The organism is Variovorax atrisoli 110B, assembly GCF_000382045.1.
GTDB lineage: Bacteria > Pseudomonadota > Gammaproteobacteria > Burkholderiales > Burkholderiaceae_C > Variovorax > Variovorax atrisoli.
In genome coordinates this window covers 650,436-668,362 of the sequence record NZ_KB907450.1, presented here as the reverse complement: position 1 = coordinate 668,362, position 17,927 = coordinate 650,436, and the positions used below count along the sequence as shown (strand labels likewise).

Here is a 17,927-nt window from a genome sequence, read left to right as displayed (position 1 = left end):
GCGCCGCGTTCCATCGCCTTTCCGCCCGTGATCGAAGCAGCCAACATCGACGTGGCGACGCTGCGCGAAGCCTATCGCGCAAAGAAGCTCGCCCTGTTCGACACCCTGCGCTTCGCGCGCGCTCCCACCCGCAGCGTCCACACGGTGCTGCGCCAGCTCTCGGCGCTGGCCGACGAAACCCTGTGCACCCTGTGGCGCGAGGCCGGCTTCGGCGAATCGCTCACGCTGGCGGCCGTGGGCGGCTTCGGGCGCGGCGAACTCTTCCCCTATTCCGACGTCGACGTGCTGCTGCTGCTGCCGCCCGAGGGCGAGGCCGGCAGCATCGAGCCGGCCCGCATCGAGGCCTTCATCGGCCAGTGCTGGGACGCCGGACTGGAGATCGGCTCCAGCGTGCGCACGGTCGAAGAATGCCTGGCGGAGGCCGAGAAGGACGTCACCGTCCAGACCTCGCTGCTCGAGGCGCGCCTGATCGCCGGCAACAAGAAGCTGTTCACGGCCTTCCGCCGCCGCTTCTCGCGCGCCATCGACCCTCAGGCCTTCTTCGTGGCCAAGTCGCAGGAGATGCGGCACCGCCACCAGAAGTTCGACAACACGCCCTATGCGCTGGAGCCCAACTGCAAGGAGTCGCCCGGCGGCCTGCGCGACCTGCAGACCATCCTCTGGATGACCAAGGCCGCGGGTTACGGCAGCCGCTGGGACGACCTGGCCAAGAACGGCCTGGCCACCTCCTTCGAGGCCCAGCAGATCAAGCGCAACGAGGCGCTGCTCTCGCTGATCCGCGCCCGGCTGCACGTGATCGCCAACCGGCGCGAGGACCGGCTGGTGTTCGACCTGCAGACCGCCGTGGCCGCGACCTTCGGCTACGAAAGCGAATCGCAGCGCAAGTCGAGCGAGGCGCTCATGCGGCGCTACTACTGGGCCGCCAAGGCGGTGTCGCAGCTCAACCAGATCCTGCTGCTCAACATTTCCGAGCGGCTGCAGCCCAGCGAGGAGCAGCCCACGCCGATCAACGAGCGCTTCTACGAGCGCGCCGGGCTGATCGAGATCGCGAGCGACGACCTGTACGAGCGCGAGCCTCACGCGGTGCTCGAGACCTTCCTGCTCTACCAGAAGACCATCGGCGTGAAGGGCCTGTCGGCGCGCACGCTGCGCGCGCTCTACAACGCTCGCCACGTGATGGACAGCAAGTTCCGCAACGACCCGGTCAACCACGAGACCTTCATGCGGATCATCCAGCAGCCCTACGGCATCACGCATGCCTTCAGGCTGATGAACCAGACCTCGGTGCTCGGGCGCTACCTGCGCGTGTTCCGCAGCATCGTCGGGCAGATGCAGCACGACCTGTTCCACGTCTACACGGTGGACCAGCACATCCTGATGGTGCTGCGCAACGTGCGTCGCTTCTTCATCGCCGAGCACGCGCACGAGTACCCGTTCTGCTCGCAGCTCGCGGCCGGCTGGGACAAGCCCTGGATCCTGTACGTGGCCGCCCTCTTCCACGACATCGCCAAGGGCCGCGGCGGCGACCACTCCACGCTGGGCGCGCGCGACGTGCAGCGCTTCTGCAAGCAGCACGGCATCGCCCGGGAAGACGCCAAGCTCATCGAATTCCTCGTGGCCGAGCACCTGGTGATGAGCCAGGTCGCCCAGAAGCAGGACCTGAGCGATCCGGAGGTGATCGGCGCCTTCGCCAGGCGCGTGGGCAACGAGCGCTACCTGACCGCGCTCTACCTGCTGACGGTGGCCGACATCCGCGGCACCTCGCCGCGCGTGTGGAACGCCTGGAAGGGCAAGCTGCTGGAAGACCTGTACCGCTACACCCTGCGCGCACTGGGCGGCCGCATGCCCGACCCCGACGCGGAGGTCGAGGCCCGCAAGCGCGAGGCCCTGGTGCAGCTCGCCCTGCACGCCCAGCGCTTCGAGGCGCACAAGGCCCTGTGGGACACGCTCGACGTGGGCTACTTCATGCGCCACGATGCCGGCGAGATCGCCTGGCATGCCAAGCAGCTCTCGCGCTTCGTGCCGCCGCCCGACGTACCGGTCGACCCGAAGGCGCCGCCGGTGGTCCGGGCGCGCCTGTCTCCCGTGGGCGAAGGCCTGCAGGTGGCGGTGTACACGCCCGACCAGCCCGACCTCTTCGCGCGCATCTGCGGCTATTTCGACCAGGCTTCCTTCAGCATCCTGGACGCCAAGGTGCACACCACGAGCAACGGCTACGCGCTCGACACCTTCCAGGTGGTGACCACCTTCCTGCCCGACCATTACCGCGACCTGATCAGCATGGTCGAGGCGGGCCTGGCGCAGACGCTGACCGAAGCGGGCGCGCTGCCTGCGCCAAGCATGGGCCGGGTGTCGCGGCGGGTGCGCAGCTTTCCGATCAAGCCGCGCATCAGCCTGCTGCCGGACGACAAGGCCCAGCGCTGGCTGCTCAGCATCTCCGCCAGCGACCGCGCCGGCCTCCTGTATTCGGTGGCCCGGGTGCTGGCGCGCCATCACCTGAACCTGCAGCTCGCCAAGGTCACGACCCTGGGCGAGCGGGTGGAAGACACCTTCCTGATCAGCGGCCCGGAGCTCCAGGGACAGAAGACACAGCTGGCCATCGAAACCGAATTGATGGAAGCACTGGCCTCCTGACACCCCGGGAACCCTCAGAATGTCGGCCATGGAATTTCTGATCGAACAGCTATCCGAAACCGTCTCCTCGGCCACGACGCTGGAAGACCTGGCGCGCCCGATGCTCGAAATGCTGGAGGCGGCAACCGGCCTGGAATCGGCCTATCTCGCCATCATCGAGCCCGACAAGGCCCGCCAGCACATCCTCTTCGCCCACAACGCGGGCGAGATCACCATTCCCGAAGGGGACTACCTGCCCTGGGGCGACACGCTGTGCCGCCACGCCCTCGAGGAAAACCGCATCTACGCCGACGACGCGGGCGGCTGCTGGGGCGATGCCGATGCCGCACGCGAACTGGGCATCAGGAGCTGCGCCGCCGCGCCGGTCCGGGTCGATGGCGGCCTCCATGGCGCGCTGTGCGTCGCCGGTGCCGGGCAGACGCCCCTGCCGGCCGTGGTGCAGCCGCTGCTGCGCCTGTTCGCCAGCCTGATCGGCCAGCAGGTCGAGCGCGAACGAATGATCGCCAAGCTCGACAAGGCCGGGATCGAGCTGCTGACCCATGCCGCGACCGACGCCCTCACCGGTCTGCCGAACCGCCGGGCGCTCGTCGATGCCCTGCAGCGCATGCTCGCCCAGGGCGCGCGCAGCGCCCAGAGCGTGCTGGTCGGCTTCATCGACATGGACGACTTCAAGAAGATCAACGACACGCACGGCCAGGAAGTCGGCGACGAGTTCCTCGCCGCCATGGCCAGGCAGCTGTCGGGCTCCGTGCGCGCGAGCGACATGCTGGCGCGCTTCGGTTCCGACGAGTTCGTGGTGATCGGCCTGGGTCCGGGCCTGGGCGAATCGCCGCGCACCGGCGCGATGGCGCTGGGCGATCGGCTGGCCGAGAACACCAAGGGCGAGCTGCGGCTCAGGAACATGACGATCGACTACGCGGGCGCCAGCGTCGGGGTGGTGGCGGTCGATCCGCGAACCACCTCCGCGGAGGAAGCCCTGCGGCAGGCAGATGCCGCCATGGACGCGGTCAAGCGCACCCGCCGCCTGATGTTCCAGCAGGCCGGCGAAGCCATCTCGGGCTGATCCCACGCGGGCCGTCGATCCCTCTCCTTAGCCCGCGAGCCCTGCGCCGGCAGCGCCCGCTCTTTCTTCCGGCTCCCCCGCAGGGGATCGACCGCCCTCCCCCCAAAAAAACGAATCCATTTGCGCCTGTGCTCCGTACAGGCGCGAAGCGGATCGCTCGGCCTGCATGTCCGCGCTGCGGACTCGTCCCCGAATTCAGACAGTTGGGTCTCCCAAACCCAGTCCTTTCGTACTAATTAGTTCACATTCATTGTCAATGGTTAACTGATCCAAGAGAATGCCTCGGCATGGAAACTGGCTCGTCGTTGATTGACTATTACGAAAAGAAATCCTGCAGCGCGCAATGGCTGGAATTCAATCGCGGCATGGCCGCCGAACTGAGCGCCGGATTGCCCCCTGAGGATCTGAAGCAGCTTTTCTTTCGCATCGGCCAGCGTCTTGCGCATGCCCTGCCGATCCCCCCGTGCCGCACGCTGGGCGAACTGCAGGACGAGTTCAACGCCCGCTGGGACGGCATCGACTGGGGCTTCGCCGTGCTGAACGAAGAGGCCGACGGCGTCGCCATCTCCCACGCCTGCAGCCCGGTCGCGGCCGCCTTCGGGCCGGAATCGACGGGCTGGAGCGTCGGCTTCTTCGAGGGCGCCTACCAGACCTGGTTCGAGGCGCAGCACATGCCCGCGAACTTGCGCGTGCACGCCTTGACCGAAGTCCATGCGGGTCCGCGCGTCGATCTGCGGCTGGCGAGGGTCGACCCATGAGCTCGGAGGAACACATGCCCGAGGACATCGCCGGCCTCTTTGGCAAGTTCGGCGGCAACGGCAACGGCTACCGGGAGTTCGCCCCGCCGGACGCAGAGGCGCCGCGCGCGTGGCCCTTGCTGACCGGCGAGAAGATCGCCCATCCGCCGACGGTCGCTGCGCCCGCGCCCGCGCCGGCGCCCTCGCCTGCCCCGGCATCCGTTCCGGTCGGCGCCGCGATGACGGCGCACGCACCGGTTCATGCACCAGTCCACGCACCCGTACACGCCCCCGCCGCGGCCCCCGTTCATGCACCGGCTGCCTCGGTGCCGCCGCTGCAGGTCTTCGCGCCGCCGCCCGCGGCCATGTACGCGCCCGAGCCGCCCCTGACCCCGGTCGCGCCGGTGATGCCGCCGGCCACCGCCATCGGCTCCTCCGGCCCGGGCGCCGCGCCGACGCCCCTGGAGCAGCTCTTCGCACGCCTGGCCGCGCCGCAGGTGCCCGCGGCACCGCCGGGTCCCATGTCACGCTGGCGAAGGCCGACGTGACGATGGTTGTCATCCCCGTCATCTCTTCCAAGGGCGGCGTAGGCAAGACGACGATTGCCGCCAATCTATGCACCGCGCTCGTCCAGCGCGGCCGGCGGGTGCTGGCCATCGATCTCGATCCCCAGAACGCGCTGCGCTTCCACATCGCCAACGAGCCGCAGACCTGCGACAGCGGCCTGGTCGAGGCCGCCACCGGCCTGATGCCGTGGGCGCGTGTGATCCGACCCGCGCACGGCGGCGTGATGCTGCTGCCCTTCGGCGACGTCGACGACGAGCGCCAGATCGCGTTCGAGCAGCAGCTGGCCCGCGCCCCCGGCTGGCTGGGTGACACGCTGGAGCGCTTCGGCCTGCCCGCCGACACGCTGGTGGTGCTCGACACCCCGCCCGGCCCATCGGTGTACCTGCAGCAGGCATTGCGCGCGGCCAGCTTCGGCGTGGTCACGGTGCTGGCCGATGCAGGCTCCTTCGCAACGCTGCCCATCGTCGAGCGCATGCTCGACAAGTACGCCCGCCCGCGCACCGACTACCTCGGCACCGGCTACGTGGTGAACCAGATCGACCCCGGCAAGCGGCTCAACCACGACGTCTTCGAGCTGCTGCGCCAGCGGCTGCGCCCCGAGCTGCTGGGCATGCTGCACCTGGACCAGGCGGTGCCCGAGGCGCTGGCCTCGGCCGCGCCCGTGCAGCGCTACGCGCCCATGAGCCAGGCGACGCAGGACATCGACGCCTGCGCCGAACGCCTGCTCGAACGCATCGACACCGTCCGCCAGGCGGCGTCCTTCCCGAACCTGCGGACCACGTAGACGAACCGATGAAACACGCCCAGTCCGCCCTGCCGCCCCAGCCCGAACCCCGCCCGGCGCCGGCGATCCTTCGGTTGCTGCCGGTGCGCATCCTCGGCTGGATCGCGGCGCTCACGATGCTGCCGGCGCTGATCATCGCGCCGATGACCTTCGAGCAGCAGATCGTGCTGTCGGTGGGCATTTTCGTGGCGGCGCTGGTCACCAACCGCTTCCGCGGCCGCTTCGCCAGCCTGGTTTTGATCTTCCTTTCGGTGGTCGTGTCCTCGCGCTACACCTACTGGCGGGTGACCGAGACCATGTTCATGGACAACCCGCTCGACTTCGTGCTGGGCGTGGGCCTGCTGATGGCCGAGCTCTACGCCTTCGTGGTGCTGCTGCTGGGCTACGTTCAGACCGCCTGGCCGCTGGAGCGCAAGCCGGTGCCGCTGCCGCAGGACCCGGCCGAGTGGCCCACCGTCGACCTGTTCATCCCGACCTACAACGAGTCGCTGTCGGTGGTGCGCCAGACCGTGCTGGCCGCGCAGCTGATCGACTGGCCGCGCGACAAGCTCAAGATCTTCGTGCTCGACGACGGCCGGCGCGAGGAATTCCGCGTGTTCTGCGAGCAGGTCGGCGTGACCCACGTCATCCGCGACAACAACCGCCACGCCAAGGCCGGCAACATCAACGCCGCGCTGAAGAACACCACGGGCGAGTTCGTCGCGATCTTCGACTGCGACCACATCCCCACGCGCTCGTTCATGCAGATCGCCATGGGCTGGTTCGGGCGCGACCCCAAGCTGGGCATGGTCCAGCTGCCCCACTACTTCTTCTCGGCCGACCCCTTCGAGCGCAACCTCGACACCTTCGGCACGGTGCCCAACGAGGGCGAGCTCTTCTACGGCCTGATCCAGGACGGCAACGACCTCTGGAACGCCACCTTCTTCTGCGGCTCCTGCGCCGTGCTGCGGCGGACCATCGTGGAAGAAGTGGGCGGCATCGCGGTCGAGACCGTCACCGAAGACGCCCACACCGCGCTGAAGATGCATCGCCTGGGCTACAACACCGCCTACCTCGCGCTGCCGCAGGCCGCGGGCCTGGCGACCGAGAGCCTCTCGGGCCACGTGGGCCAGCGCATCCGCTGGGCGCGCGGCATGGCGCAGATCTTCCGCATCGACAACCCGCTGTTCGGCCGCGGCCTGCACTGGGCGCAGCGCCTGTGCTACGTGAACGCGATGCTGCACTTCCTGTACGGGCTGCCGCGGCTCATCTACCTGACGGCGCCGCTGGCCTACCTGTACTTCGGCGCGAGCGTGATCCACGCCTCGGCCTCGATGATCTTCGCCTTCGCGCTGCCGCATATCCTGCACGCCAACCTGACCAACAGCCGCATCCAGGGGCGCTTCCGCTACCTGCTGTGGAACGAGGTCTACGAGGCGGTGCTGGCCTGGTACATCTTCCGCCCGACCCTGGTGGCGCTCATCAACCCCAAGCTGGGCAGCTTCAACGTGACGGCCAAGGGCGGCCTGATCCAGCAGGAGTATTTCGACAGCAGCATCGCCAAGGCCAGCCTGGTGCTGCTCGCGCTGAACTTCGTGGGCGTTTGCCTGGGCGTGTGGCGCCTGACCTGGGTGGATTCGCAGCACATCGCCACCGTGTGGCTGAACCTGGCCTGGACGGTCTACAACCTGATGATCCTGGGCGCCTGCGTGGCCGCGGCCAACGAGTCGCGCCAGCTGCGCGGCTCGCACCGCGTGGAGCTGAACCTGCCGGCCACGCTGTATTTCCCCGACGGCCGCTCCCTGCGCTGCAACACCTTCGACTTCTCCAGCGGCGGCCTGGGCCTCGAATTGCCGCAGGACATGAAGCTCGACCTAGAAACGCCGGTCGAGGTGGCGCTCTACCGCAACGACCAGGAGTCGCGCTTCGCCTCCAGCGTGCGCTTCAGCAACGGCAAGCGCCTGGGCCTTCGCTTCGCGCCGATGAGCTTCGCGCAGGAGCGTGCGCTGGTCCAGTGCACCACCGCCCGCGCCGACATCTGGGCCGCGCGCTGGGGCAACCACCCGCGGGTGCCGATCCACCGCGTGCTCGGCCACATCATCAGCATCAGCGGCACCGGCTTCAGAGACATGTTCAGCCACTACTACCGTGCGGCCGCCTCGCGGCTGCGTCCCGTCAAAGCGAAGGAATCCACGTGACGACCCACGTGACGCCCCACCAGCGCGCGCATCGCCGCGCCGAGCATCCAGTCAGCGCGGCTTCGTCCTCGTTCGTCTCCCGCGCCGTGGCGCTGGCCGTGGCCCTGGTGGCCACCGGCACCGCCTTCGGCCAGACCCGCACCGCCGAACCGCAGGCCCCGGCTGCCGTTCCTGCGGTCCCGGTCGCCGCCGCTGCCCCGCAGGCCGTGGCGGCAGCCGCGCCCGCCGGCGGCGCCGTGCGCGAGTTCAACCTCACGCAGCTGGGCATCGACTACGCGGTGCAGTTGCGCGGCATCAGCGGCACGGTCGGCATTCCGTTCAACGTGCGCGCCGACGAGCTGGTGACCGCCGCCTCCTTCAGGCTGAACTACGCCTACTCGCCCTCGCTGATCCCGGAGCTCTCGCACCTGAAGGTCACGGTGAACGACGTGCTGGTGGCCACGCTGCCGGTGCCCACCGCCGGCGCGGGCCGTCCGCAGACGGCCGACATCCCGATCGACCGGCGCCTGATCACCGAATTCAACCGCATCAACGTCGAGCTCATCGGCCACTACACCCGCGAGTGCGAGGACCCGGCGCACACCAGCCTGTGGGCGCGCGTCGACGCCTCCAGCACGCTGAAGCTGACGGTGGCGCCGCTGAAGCTGGTCAACGACCTCGCGGCCCTGCCGCAGCCCTTCTTCGACCGCCGCGACGTGCGCCGCGCGCGCATTCCGTTCGTGTTCGGCACGGCCGCCTCGGGCCCGGTGCTGGAGGCGGCGGGCGTGGTCTCGTCGTGGTTCGGCGCGCTGGCCGACTACCGCGGCGCGACCTTCCCGGTGTCGGGCGCCGACCTGCCCACGGGCCACGCGGTGGTGTTCGTCACGCCCGATTCAAGCATTCCGGGCCTCACGCTGCCGGCCATCCGCGGGCCGGGCATCGCGATCGTCGACAACCCGCGCGACCCCAACGGCAAGCTGCTGCTGGTGATGGGCAGCACGCCCGCCGACCTGCGCACCGCCGCAGCCGCGCTGGCGCTCAATGCCAAGGCCTTTGCGGGCGCCACGGCCTCGATCACCGCCTTCCAGGAGCCGCCCACGCGCAAGCCCTATGACGCGCCGCGCTGGGTGCCGAGCGACCGGCCGCTGCAGCTGGGCGAACTGGCCACGGCGGCCGACCTCTCGGTGACGGGCTACAACCCCGACGTGGTCCGAGTGAACCTGCAGCTGCCGCCCGACCTCTTTACCTGGCGCAGCCGCGGCATTCCGCTCGACCTGCAATACCGCTATACGCCGCGCGTGCGGCCCGACCAGTCGACGCTCAACGTCAACGTCAACGAGAACTTCGTAGGCGGCCTGCCGCTGCGCTCTGCCAACCCGGCCGGCGACCGCTGGTGGAACCCGCTGGCGGTGAAGCTGATGCCCGACGGCACGCTGGCCGAGCGCAAGGAAGTGATCCTGCCGCCGCTGGCCATGGGTCCGCGCAGCCAGCTGCGGCTGCACTACTACTTCGAGCCGGTCGGCGGGCGCTGCGTGCCGCAGCTGGACAACGTGCGCGGCGCCATCGACCCGACCTCGAAGATCGACGTGTCGGGCTTCCCGCATTTCATCGCGATGCCGGAACTGGCCGCGTACGCCAACGGCGGCTTCCCGTTCTCGCGCATGGCCGACCTGTCCGACACCGCCGTCATCCTGCCCGACCAGCCCAGCAGCAGCGACACCGAGATGTTCCTCGGCCTGCTCGGCCAGATCGGCCGCTCCACCGGCTACCCCGCGCTGCGCGTGAAGGTGGGCCGCTCGGCCGAAGCGCAGCAGTGGGCCGACAAGGACCTGCTGGTGATCGGCAACCTGCAGAACCAGCCCCTGTTCACCCAGTGGGCCGACAGGATGCCGCTCAAGCGCAACGGCAACGCGCCCGAGTTCAAGCTCACCAGCTGGATCGACAGCGCCATCGACTTCGTGATCGGCGCGCGCACCCGCGAAGACCTGCCGGGCTCGATGCAGATCTCGGTGAGCGCCGACGGCCGCGACGGGGTGCTGGCCGGCTTCGAGTCGCCGCTTCGCAGCGGCCGCAGCGTGGTCGCCGCCATCGCCAACGGCGACTCGAAGGACGCGCTGCTCAACGCGCTGATGACGCCCGACCTGCTCAAGAGTGTGCAGGGCAGCATGACCATCGTGCGCGACACGCAGGTCAACAGCGTGCTGGGCCAAGACACCTACTATGTCGGGAGGCTGCCCCCCATCGCCTGGGTGCAGTGGAATCTCTCGCGCAGCCCGCTGATGCTGGCCGGGCTGGTGATCGTGCTGGCGCTGCTGGGCGCGGCCGTGTCGTACGCGGGCCTGCAGCTGCGCGCCCGCCGCCGGCTGTCGGTGAAGGCAAAGGGTAAGTAAGGAATACATGCAACGTTCGAAAACAGTGCCCCTGCTGCAACGGCCTTCGAGCCGGCGCGCCCTGCTGGGCGCAGCGGGGCTTGTGCTGGCCCTGCCCAGGCTGGCCGCTGCCGCGCCGGCCGCCTCGCCCCCCGCGACGCCCGCCCCGGCTTCGCCCTCGCCGGCACCCGCACCTGCCTGCCACCCGGCCACCGACTGGGCCGCCTTCGCCGCGCGCCACATCCAGCCCGACGGGCGGGTGATCGACTTCAACACGCCGCAGCAGCAGTCGACTTCCGAGGGCCAGTCCTACGGCCTGTTCTTCTCGCTGATCCACAACGACCGCGCCACCTTCTCGCGCGTGCTGGCGTGGACCGAGGCCAATCTCGCGGGCGGCAGCCTCGCCAAGCAGCTGCCGGCCTGGCAATGGGGCCGCAAGCCCGCTGGCGGCTGGGGCGTGCTCGACGCCAACGCCGCATCCGACGCCGACCTGTGGATCGCCTATGCGCTGATGGAAGCCGGCCGCCTCTGGAACGACGCCGCCTACCGCTCGCTCGGCCGCGAGGTGCTCGCACAGGCGGTGCGCGAGGAGATCATCAACGTGCCCGGCCTCGGGCGCATGCTGCTGCCCTGGCCCAAGTCGGTGGCGAGCGGGCCGCTGTGGCGCCTCAACCCGAGCTACATGCCTCTGCAGCTGCTGCGCTACTTCCAGCAGACCGACGCGGCCGGCCCGTGGGGCGAGGTCATCGACAACACGCTGCGCATGTTCGGCGCCGTCACGCCAAAGGGCTTCGCGCCCGACTGGTGCGCCTGGTCGCAGGATTCGCGCAGCTTCGTCGCCGATCCGCAGAAGGGCGCCATCGGCAGCTACGACGCCATCCGCGTCTACCTCTGGGCGGGCATGCTTTCGGAGAAGGACCCGGCGCGCAAGATGCTGCTGCTGAACCTGCGCGGCCCGCGCCAGGCGCTGGCCGAGAACCACACGGTGCCCGAATACGTCGACACCGTCACCGGCCAGATCCGCGGCATGGCGCCGCTGGGCTTCTCGGGCGCGATGCTGCCCTACCTCAAGGCGCTGGACGCCACCGATGCATTGGCCGACCAGGTCACCCGCGTGCCCGGCGGCCGCGTGGCGCCTCCCGCCGCCAACGCAACCACGCCGCCACCGACGCCCTTGCCGTACTACGAGCAGTGCCTGTTGCTTTTCGGACAGGCGTGGCTCGACGGCCGTTATGAATTCGGCCGCCACGGCCAGCTGCAAACCTCATGGAGAACGCTATGCCGTCCCAATCGACCGGCGCAATGACCGGCATGAAGACCGGCCTGACGACCGACCTGATGCCGCAGCGCTCGCGCGGCCTCGCCACCGGCCCGCGTGCTTTCGTGCCGTCGCGCCAATCGCGGCAATGGACGGCCTGCCTCGGCATGCTCGTGGCCCTGTACGCCGCCAACCCCGCCCATGCGCAGGCCGATGCCGCCAGCGCGGCGCTGATCGAGCAAGGCAACTACTGGCAGGCCCAGGGCCGCGCCGACCTGGCCGAGGAAAGCTGGAAGAAGCTGCTGAGCGTGCAGCCCCAGTCGACCGACGCGATGTACGGCATGGCGCAGGTCGAGCTCTCGCGCGGCAATTCCGACGCCGCGCGCACCTGGATCACCCGCCTGCGGACCGCGAACCCGAACGACAGCCGCCTTGCACGCCTGCAGCAGCAGGCGCAGCAGCCCGCCGGTGCGCAGAGCACTCTGCAGCGCGCCCGCGCCGCGGCTCGCGCCGGCCGCGCCGCCGAGGCAGTGGAGCTCTACCGCAGCCAGTTCGACAACCGCCCGCCGCCCGAGGCGCTGGCGCTGGAGTACTACCAGGTGCTGGCCAGCACGCCCCAGGGCGCCGATGAAGGCCGCCGCGGCCTCGAGCAGCTGGTGAAGGACCATCCGGAGAACGCCAACTACAAGCTCGCGCTGGCGCAGCAGAAGACCTACAGCGAATCGACCCGCCGCGCGGGTATCCGCGAGCTGGTCGAGCTGACCAAGCAGCCGGCCGTGGCCAATGCCGCCCGCGCCGCATGGCGCCAGGCGCTCATCTGGCTCGACGCGCGCCAGCCCGACGTTGCCCTCTACCAGGAATACCTGAGCACCAATCAGGCCGACGCTGCCGTGGCCGCTCGGCTCGAGAGCCTCACCAGCGCCAAGGCCGCTGCCGCGAACTCGCCCGGCGTGCCGGTGGGCGAAGGCTTCAAGGCGCTGGACCGCGGCGACGCGAGCACTGCCGAGCAGCGCTTCCAGCAGGCGCTTCGCACGAAGGCCGACGACACCGAGGCGTTGGGCGGACTGGGCCTGGTGCGCCTGCGCCAGGAGCGCTTCGCCGAGGCGCAGGAACTGCTGGAGCGCGCGGTGCGCGCTGGCGGCAGCAAGTGGAACTCGGCGCTGCAGAGCGCCAACTACTGGGTGCTGGTCGGACAGGCCCGCGCCGCCCAGGGCAAGAACGACCTGCGCGGCGCGCAGTCGCTCTACGAGCGCGCCGTGCGCATCGATCCGCGCGAGCCGGTGGGCCAGAACGCGCTGGCCGACCTGCGCGCGGCCGCGGGCGACTTCCCTCAGGCCGAGCAGGGCTACAAGCGCGTGCTCGAAAGCCATCCGCAGAACACGCAGGCGCTGCGCGGGCTGATCTCGGTCTACGGCCAGACCGGCCGCCCCGACGAGGCCGTGGCCCTGTCGCGCCGCCTCACGCCCGAGCAGGCCACCCAGCTGGGCGGGCTGCGCGACATCCAGGTCGAGCAGGCGCGCAACCGTGCCCGCCAGCAGGCCGATGCCGGCGACGCGGCCGGCGCGCAGCGCACGCTCGAAGACGCGATGCTCGCCGCGCCCGACAGCCCCTGGGTGCGGCTGGACCTCGCGAATCTCTACCGCAAGCGTGGCATGGTGTCCGAGGCGCGCGGCGTGATGGAGGGCCTGCTGATGTCGCAGCCCGACATGCCCGACGCGCTCTATGCGAGCGCCCTGCTCGCCTCCGAGACCGGCGACGCGGCAGCGGGCATCCAGTACCTCGAACGCATTCCCGCGGGTTCGCGCACGCGCGACATGGCCGCGCTGCAGCGCCGCCTCTGGGCACAGCAGCAGGCGGCACGCGCGCAGGCGCTGGCCCGCCAGGGCCAGGTGGACGCCGCGCGCGGCGTGCTCGCACAGGCCGAGTCGGCGCTCAGCAGCGACATGCCGGCAGAACTCTGGGGCCAGCTCGCGGGCGCCTATGCCGAGATCGGCGACGCACCGCGCGCCCTGGCCATGAGCCGCCAGCTGCTGGCGCGCTCGCCCACGCCGAGCACGGGCGACCGGCTGCTCTACGCCTCGGTGCTGCTCAAGACGAAGCAGGACATCGAGCTGTCGGCTGTGCTGCGCCAGCTGGCCGCCACCAACATGACGGCCAGCCAGCGCGCCGACTTCGACAACCTGCGCGTGGCCTTCGCGCTGCGCCAGACCGATTCGCTGCGCGAGGCGGGCAACCTCGAAGCGGCCTACAACGCGATGGCGCCGGTGCTCGCCGAGCGCCCGGACGATCCACAGGCGCTGGCTGCGCTGGCGCGGCTGTACTCGGCGGCGCGCGACGAAGGCCAGGCGCTCGCGCTCTACCAGCGCGTGCTCCAGCGCAACCCGACCGATCTCGACACCCTGCTCGCCGCCGCTGCCAGCGCCAGCGCGCAGCGCGACCACAGCTCGGCCGAGAACTACGTGATGGCCGCGCTCAAGCAGGCCCCCGACCAGTCGCGCGTGCTCGCGGCGGCCGGGCGCGTCTACCGCAACGCCGGCGAGAGCCGCAAGGCCGAGCAGTACCTGCGCGCGGCGGTCGAGGCCGAGCGGCAGGTGGCATCGGGCGGCTTCGCCCCCGGCGGCATGGCCGCATCGCCGCTGCCGCAGGCCAACCCCTTCGCAGGCATGACGGGCGGCGCGCCCGGTGCGGCGGTGCCGGCCGGCTATCCGCCGGCCAACGGCAATCCATTCGCACAGGCGCGGATGCAGCCGGCTTCGTACCAGGCGCCTGCGGCAGCGGCTGGATACCCGGTGGCGCAGGCCTATCCCGCCTACCCTGCCAACGCCGCCTATCCGGCAGCAGCGGCGCCGAATGCCTACCCGCCCGGCGCACTGCCCTGGAACTCGGGCACTCCGGCGTCGAACGCCAAGGGCCGCTCCACGGCGGCCAAGTCGTCGTCGACCCGCACGGCGCGCAATGCCGCGGCGAACCCGAACAACGTGCCGCAGGCCTCGGCCTATATCGCGCAGCCGATGCAACAGCCCTTGCCGCAGTACCCGGTACCCGGCACGCAGCAGGTCGCGCCGGTCTACATTCCGCCGGCACAGCAGGGCGGCTATCCGGCGCCGGGCTACCCGCAGGCCAACGCCGCCTATGCACAGGCCAACACGCCGCGTGCGGAATCCGGCTGGAACGCGCCGCTGCGCACCGCACCCGCGCCCCGTTCGGTGGAAGCCGAGCTGCAGGAGCTCGAATCACAGCGCGCCATCAGCCTCACGGCGGGCACGGTGTACCGGAACCGCGCCGGCGAGGCAGGCCTGAGCCGGCTCTCCGACTTCCAGCTGCCGATACAGGCGCGCTTCCCGGTGGGCGAAGGCAAGATCGTCGTGGGCGTGACGCCCACGGTGCTCGATGCCGGCACGCCCGCGAGCGACTACGGCACCGGCAGCCGTTTCGGCGGCGGCCCCAGCGCCGCGCTGAACTCGCTGAGCACCGGCGCCAGCCCCGGCCAGCAGAACGCGGCCGGCGTCGGACTCAACGTGGGCTACGAGGGCAAGAACATCGATGCCGGCATCGGCACCACGCCGCTGGGCTTTCCCACTACCAACGTCGTCGGCAACGTGACCTTCAAGGGCAGCATCGGCGACTCGTGGAACTACAAGGCCGACATCTCCCGCCGCGCCGTGACCGACAGCGTGCTGTCCTTCGCCGGCGCGAAGGACGAGCGCACCAACGAGCGCTGGGGCGGCGTGGTCGCCACCGGCGTGCGCGGCGACATCGGCTACGACGACGGCACCTACGGCGTGTACAGCTACCTCGCGGCGCACGGCATCACCGGCAGGAACGTGCAGAGCAATTCGCGCGTGGAAACCGGCGGCGGCGCCTATCTGCACCTGCTGAACAGCCCGAGTTCCAAGCTCACGCTGGGCATGAACATCGGCCTGATGGGCTACCAGAAGAACCTGAGCTACTACACCTTCGGGCAAGGCGGCTACTTCAGCCCGCAGAGCTTCGTGAGCGTGGCGTTCCCGGTCGACTGGACCGGGCGCAGCGACCGGCTCTCGTGGCGGCTGAACGCCTCGCTGGGCGTGCAGTCGTTCACCCAGAAGACTTCGCCCTACTTCCCCACGGACCCGTCGCGCAACTCGGCTGCATCCAACGCGGCCTACCAGGCGCTGGCCCTGGGGCTGAACAGCTCCAACTTCAACAACACCTACGCGAGCAGTTCGAAAACCGGCCTGGCCTACAACCTCGCCGCGGTGCTGGAGTACCAGCTCGCTCCGAAGATGTTCCTGGGCGGGGCCCTGGGCTTCAACAACGCGCAGAACTACCGGCAGTTCACAGGCAGCGTCTACCTGCGCTACGTGTTCGGCGGCTCCAGCAGCATCGGCGTGCCCGGCGCCGGCTCGGGCACCACGCTGAACCCGATGACTTCGCCCTACACGCCGCTGCTCTGATCGGGGAGGCCCGCGCCGGGCTTCCCGTCGCGGCCCCACAGCGGCGCGCGCTCATACTGCGCGACCCAGGGCCCGACCTCCTTGGCCGCCATCGGCTTCGCGATGCCATAGCCCTGGCCCAGCGTGCAGCCCATGGCCAGCAACGCCTCGCCCTGCTTCACCGTCTCGACGCCTTCGGCCACCGCCGTGAGTCCCAGGGCGTGGAGCAGCGCGATGATGCCCTGCACGATGGCGCGGTCCTGGCTGTTGTCGACCATGCCGCGCACGAAGGACTGGTCGATCTTCACCGTCGACACCGGCAGCTGGCGCAGGTAGGTCAGCGACGAATAGCCGGTGCCGAAGTCGTCGATGGTCACGCCCACGCCCAGCAGCTTGCAAGCCTCGACGAACAAGGCGACGTTCGCGAACTGGCTGATCGCGGTGGTCTCGAGGATCTCGAGCTCGAGCATGCCCTCGCCCTGCTTGGGAAACTGGGCCAGGTGGCGCGCCAGCCGCTCGACGAAGTCCCAGCGCATCATGTGGCGCGGCGCCACGTTCACGCTCACCGAGATCTGCAGGCCCTCGAGGCGCCACTGGTGCGCCTGCCACAGCGCGGTGGCGATGGCCCAGTCGCCGACCTGCTCGACCAGGGCATCGTCTTCGATGAGCGGCACGAACTGCGCCGGGGGCATCAGCCCGCGCTCGGGGTGCATCCAGCGGATCAGTGCCTCGACCCCGACCACCACGCCGCGCGACATGTCGACCTTGGGCTGGTAGACGAGGAAGAACTCGCCCTGCAGCAGCCCCTCCTGGATGCGCTGGCGCTCGCGCACCACCTGCTCGTCGGCGCGTGCCTGCGGGGCGTCGAAGTAATGCACCTTGCCGTCGGCCGCGCGCTTGGCGAAGAAGGCCGCGTGCTGCGCCTGGCGCAGCGCGGTCTCGGGCGGCGGGCCGTTGCTGTCGAGCAGCATGGCGCCGATGCTCGCGTCGATGCTGGCGGTCTGGCCGCGCCATTCCCAGGGTTCGGCGAGCGCCGTCTGTATGCGCTCGAGCACCTGCGCGCATTGCGAGGTGCCGAGGCCCGCGAAGAGCGCCGCGAACTCGTCGCCGCCCACGCGCGCCATCACGCTCTCACGCGGCAGCTCGGCCTTGATGCGGCGGGCCACCTCTTCCAGAGCTGCGTTGCCCGCGACCATGCCCAGGCGCGTGTTCAGTTCGGCGAAGCGATCGACGTCGACGTAGCACACCGCCGCCAGCCGCTTGCCGGCGCGCGCCCAGTCGGCCATCAGCGGACGAAGGATCTCGTCCGGCGGAAGGCGGGCCGATCCGTCGTAGTAGGACGGCAGTGAAACGGTGGGTTGCTGGTTCGACAAAAGACTGGGACTCCGGAAGTCGCGGGCTATTGTTCTCCCAATTCGTACCGATCCACCCGTTGCGGCGAAGATTTGTTACTGGCACGTGTGCGCACCACAACACCTTCGTATACAACGCGGTGTCGGCCAGTACGCCGCTCTATCCGCAGTACGCGCCGACCACGCGGCCGGTGGGCTCGACCTGCACGTTGAGCCGCATCATGTCCTGCGCCGGATCGGCCGGCTCCGTTGCGAGAACGGTGCGCGCCATCCTCGCACCCGCGCGCTGGCGCATTTCCTCCAGCAGCTGCTGCGTGATGCGAAGCCCCAGCCCGAATCGCACCGACGCCGCCTGGCAGGTGTCGGGCGGGGTGACGAAGCTCGGCGGCTCGGGCACCTCCGAAGTCAGGGGGCGGTCGGCCGGAGGCGACTGGCAGGCGGCCAGGCCCATGCAGAGAGCCAAGGTACCCAGGACCGCCGCGGACCGGCGTCGACCATTCGTGATGTGCATCTTTCGTGCTCCTTCCTCGCGTTCAAAGTTCCTCGAGAGCTTATTCCGCTGCCGGGCGCCCCTGCGTCAAAGGTTAAGCCA

At 69.9% G+C, this 17,927-nt stretch carries 11 protein-coding genes; 9 read left to right on the top strand and 2 right to left on the bottom strand.

Annotation, left to right across the window (positions count from 1 at the left end):
* Positions 1-27 precede the first annotated feature (27 nt).
* From G369_RS0103220 to G369_RS0103180, 9 genes are all read left to right on the top strand, one after another.
* Positions 28-2,634 (top strand): [protein-PII] uridylyltransferase, encoded by a 2,607-nt coding sequence (locus G369_RS0103220; protein ID WP_019652535.1) that lies wholly within the window; start codon positions 28-30, stop codon positions 2,632-2,634.
* Positions 2,635-2,662: 28 nt separating this feature from the next.
* The gene (locus G369_RS0103215; RefSeq protein WP_026346173.1) at positions 2,663-3,697 is read left to right on the top strand and encodes a GGDEF domain-containing protein; all 1,035 of its coding nucleotides are present in this window, start codon (positions 2,663-2,665) and stop codon (positions 3,695-3,697) included.
* A 287-nt stretch (positions 3,698-3,984) separates the two neighbouring features.
* Positions 3,985-4,455, top strand: coding sequence for a cellulose biosynthesis protein BcsD (gene bcsD / locus G369_RS0103210; protein ID WP_038113785.1), 471 nt, complete (start codon positions 3,985-3,987; stop codon positions 4,453-4,455).
* A complete protein-coding gene (locus G369_RS0103205; protein WP_026346172.1) occupies positions 4,452-4,982 on the top strand; it encodes a hypothetical protein in 531 nt (176 codons plus the stop codon). The genes bcsD and G369_RS0103205 overlap by 4 nt, the downstream gene beginning before the upstream one ends.
* Positions 4,983-4,984: 2 nt before the next feature.
* Complete coding sequence (bcsQ, locus tag G369_RS0103200; RefSeq protein ID WP_026346171.1) at positions 4,985-5,785, top strand: cellulose biosynthesis protein BcsQ; 801 nt, start codon at positions 4,985-4,987, stop codon at positions 5,783-5,785.
* 8 nt (positions 5,786-5,793) lie between these two features.
* On the top strand, positions 5,794-7,962 hold the full coding sequence (bcsA, locus tag G369_RS0103195; protein WP_019652531.1) for a UDP-forming cellulose synthase catalytic subunit: 2,169 nt from the start codon (positions 5,794-5,796) through the stop codon (positions 7,960-7,962).
* On the top strand, positions 7,959-10,331 hold the full coding sequence (gene bcsB, locus G369_RS0103190) for a cellulose biosynthesis cyclic di-GMP-binding regulatory protein BcsB (protein ID WP_019652530.1): 2,373 nt from the start codon (positions 7,959-7,961) through the stop codon (positions 10,329-10,331). Before bcsA ends, bcsB begins: the two co-directional genes overlap by 4 nt.
* A 7-nt stretch (positions 10,332-10,338) precedes the next feature.
* Positions 10,339-11,616, top strand: coding sequence for a cellulose synthase complex periplasmic endoglucanase BcsZ (gene bcsZ / locus G369_RS0103185; protein ID WP_063827399.1), 1,278 nt, complete (start codon positions 10,339-10,341; stop codon positions 11,614-11,616).
* Positions 11,589-16,004, top strand: coding sequence for a cellulose biosynthesis protein BcsC (locus tag G369_RS0103180; protein WP_244164269.1), 4,416 nt, complete (start codon positions 11,589-11,591; stop codon positions 16,002-16,004). The genes bcsZ and G369_RS0103180 overlap by 28 nt, the downstream gene beginning before the upstream one ends.
* Here the strand turns inward: G369_RS0103180 and G369_RS0103175 are convergent.
* Positions 15,986-17,356, bottom strand: a complete 1,371-nt coding sequence (locus tag G369_RS0103175) for a putative bifunctional diguanylate cyclase/phosphodiesterase (RefSeq protein ID WP_019652527.1) — start codon at positions 17,354-17,356, stop codon at positions 15,986-15,988. The genes G369_RS0103180 and G369_RS0103175 overlap by 19 nt on opposite strands.
* Positions 17,357-17,495: 139 nt before the next feature.
* Positions 17,496-17,846, bottom strand: coding sequence for a hypothetical protein (locus G369_RS0103170; RefSeq protein WP_020722936.1), 351 nt, complete (start codon positions 17,844-17,846; stop codon positions 17,496-17,498).
* Positions 17,847-17,927 lie beyond the last annotated feature (81 nt).

Bases quoted from the DNA above. Each gene is read 5' to 3' on its own strand.
- bcsQ (WP_026346171.1), top strand. From the start codon at position 4,985: ATGGTTGTCATCCCCGTCATCTCTTCCAAGGGCGGCGTAGGCAAGACG.
- G369_RS0103170 (WP_020722936.1), bottom strand. From the start codon at position 17,846: ATGCACATCACGAATGGTCGACGCCGGTCCGCGGCGGTCCTGGGTACC.
- bcsZ (WP_063827399.1), top strand. From the start codon at position 10,339: ATGCAACGTTCGAAAACAGTGCCCCTGCTGCAACGGCCTTCGAGCCGG.
- bcsA (WP_019652531.1), top strand. From the start codon at position 5,794: ATGAAACACGCCCAGTCCGCCCTGCCGCCCCAGCCCGAACCCCGCCCG.
- bcsD (WP_038113785.1), top strand. From the start codon at position 3,985: ATGGAAACTGGCTCGTCGTTGATTGACTATTACGAAAAGAAATCCTGC.
- G369_RS0103180 (WP_244164269.1), top strand. From the start codon at position 11,589: ATGCCGTCCCAATCGACCGGCGCAATGACCGGCATGAAGACCGGCCTG.
- G369_RS0103215 (WP_026346173.1), top strand. From the start codon at position 2,663: ATGGAATTTCTGATCGAACAGCTATCCGAAACCGTCTCCTCGGCCACG.
- G369_RS0103205 (WP_026346172.1), top strand. From the start codon at position 4,452: ATGAGCTCGGAGGAACACATGCCCGAGGACATCGCCGGCCTCTTTGGC.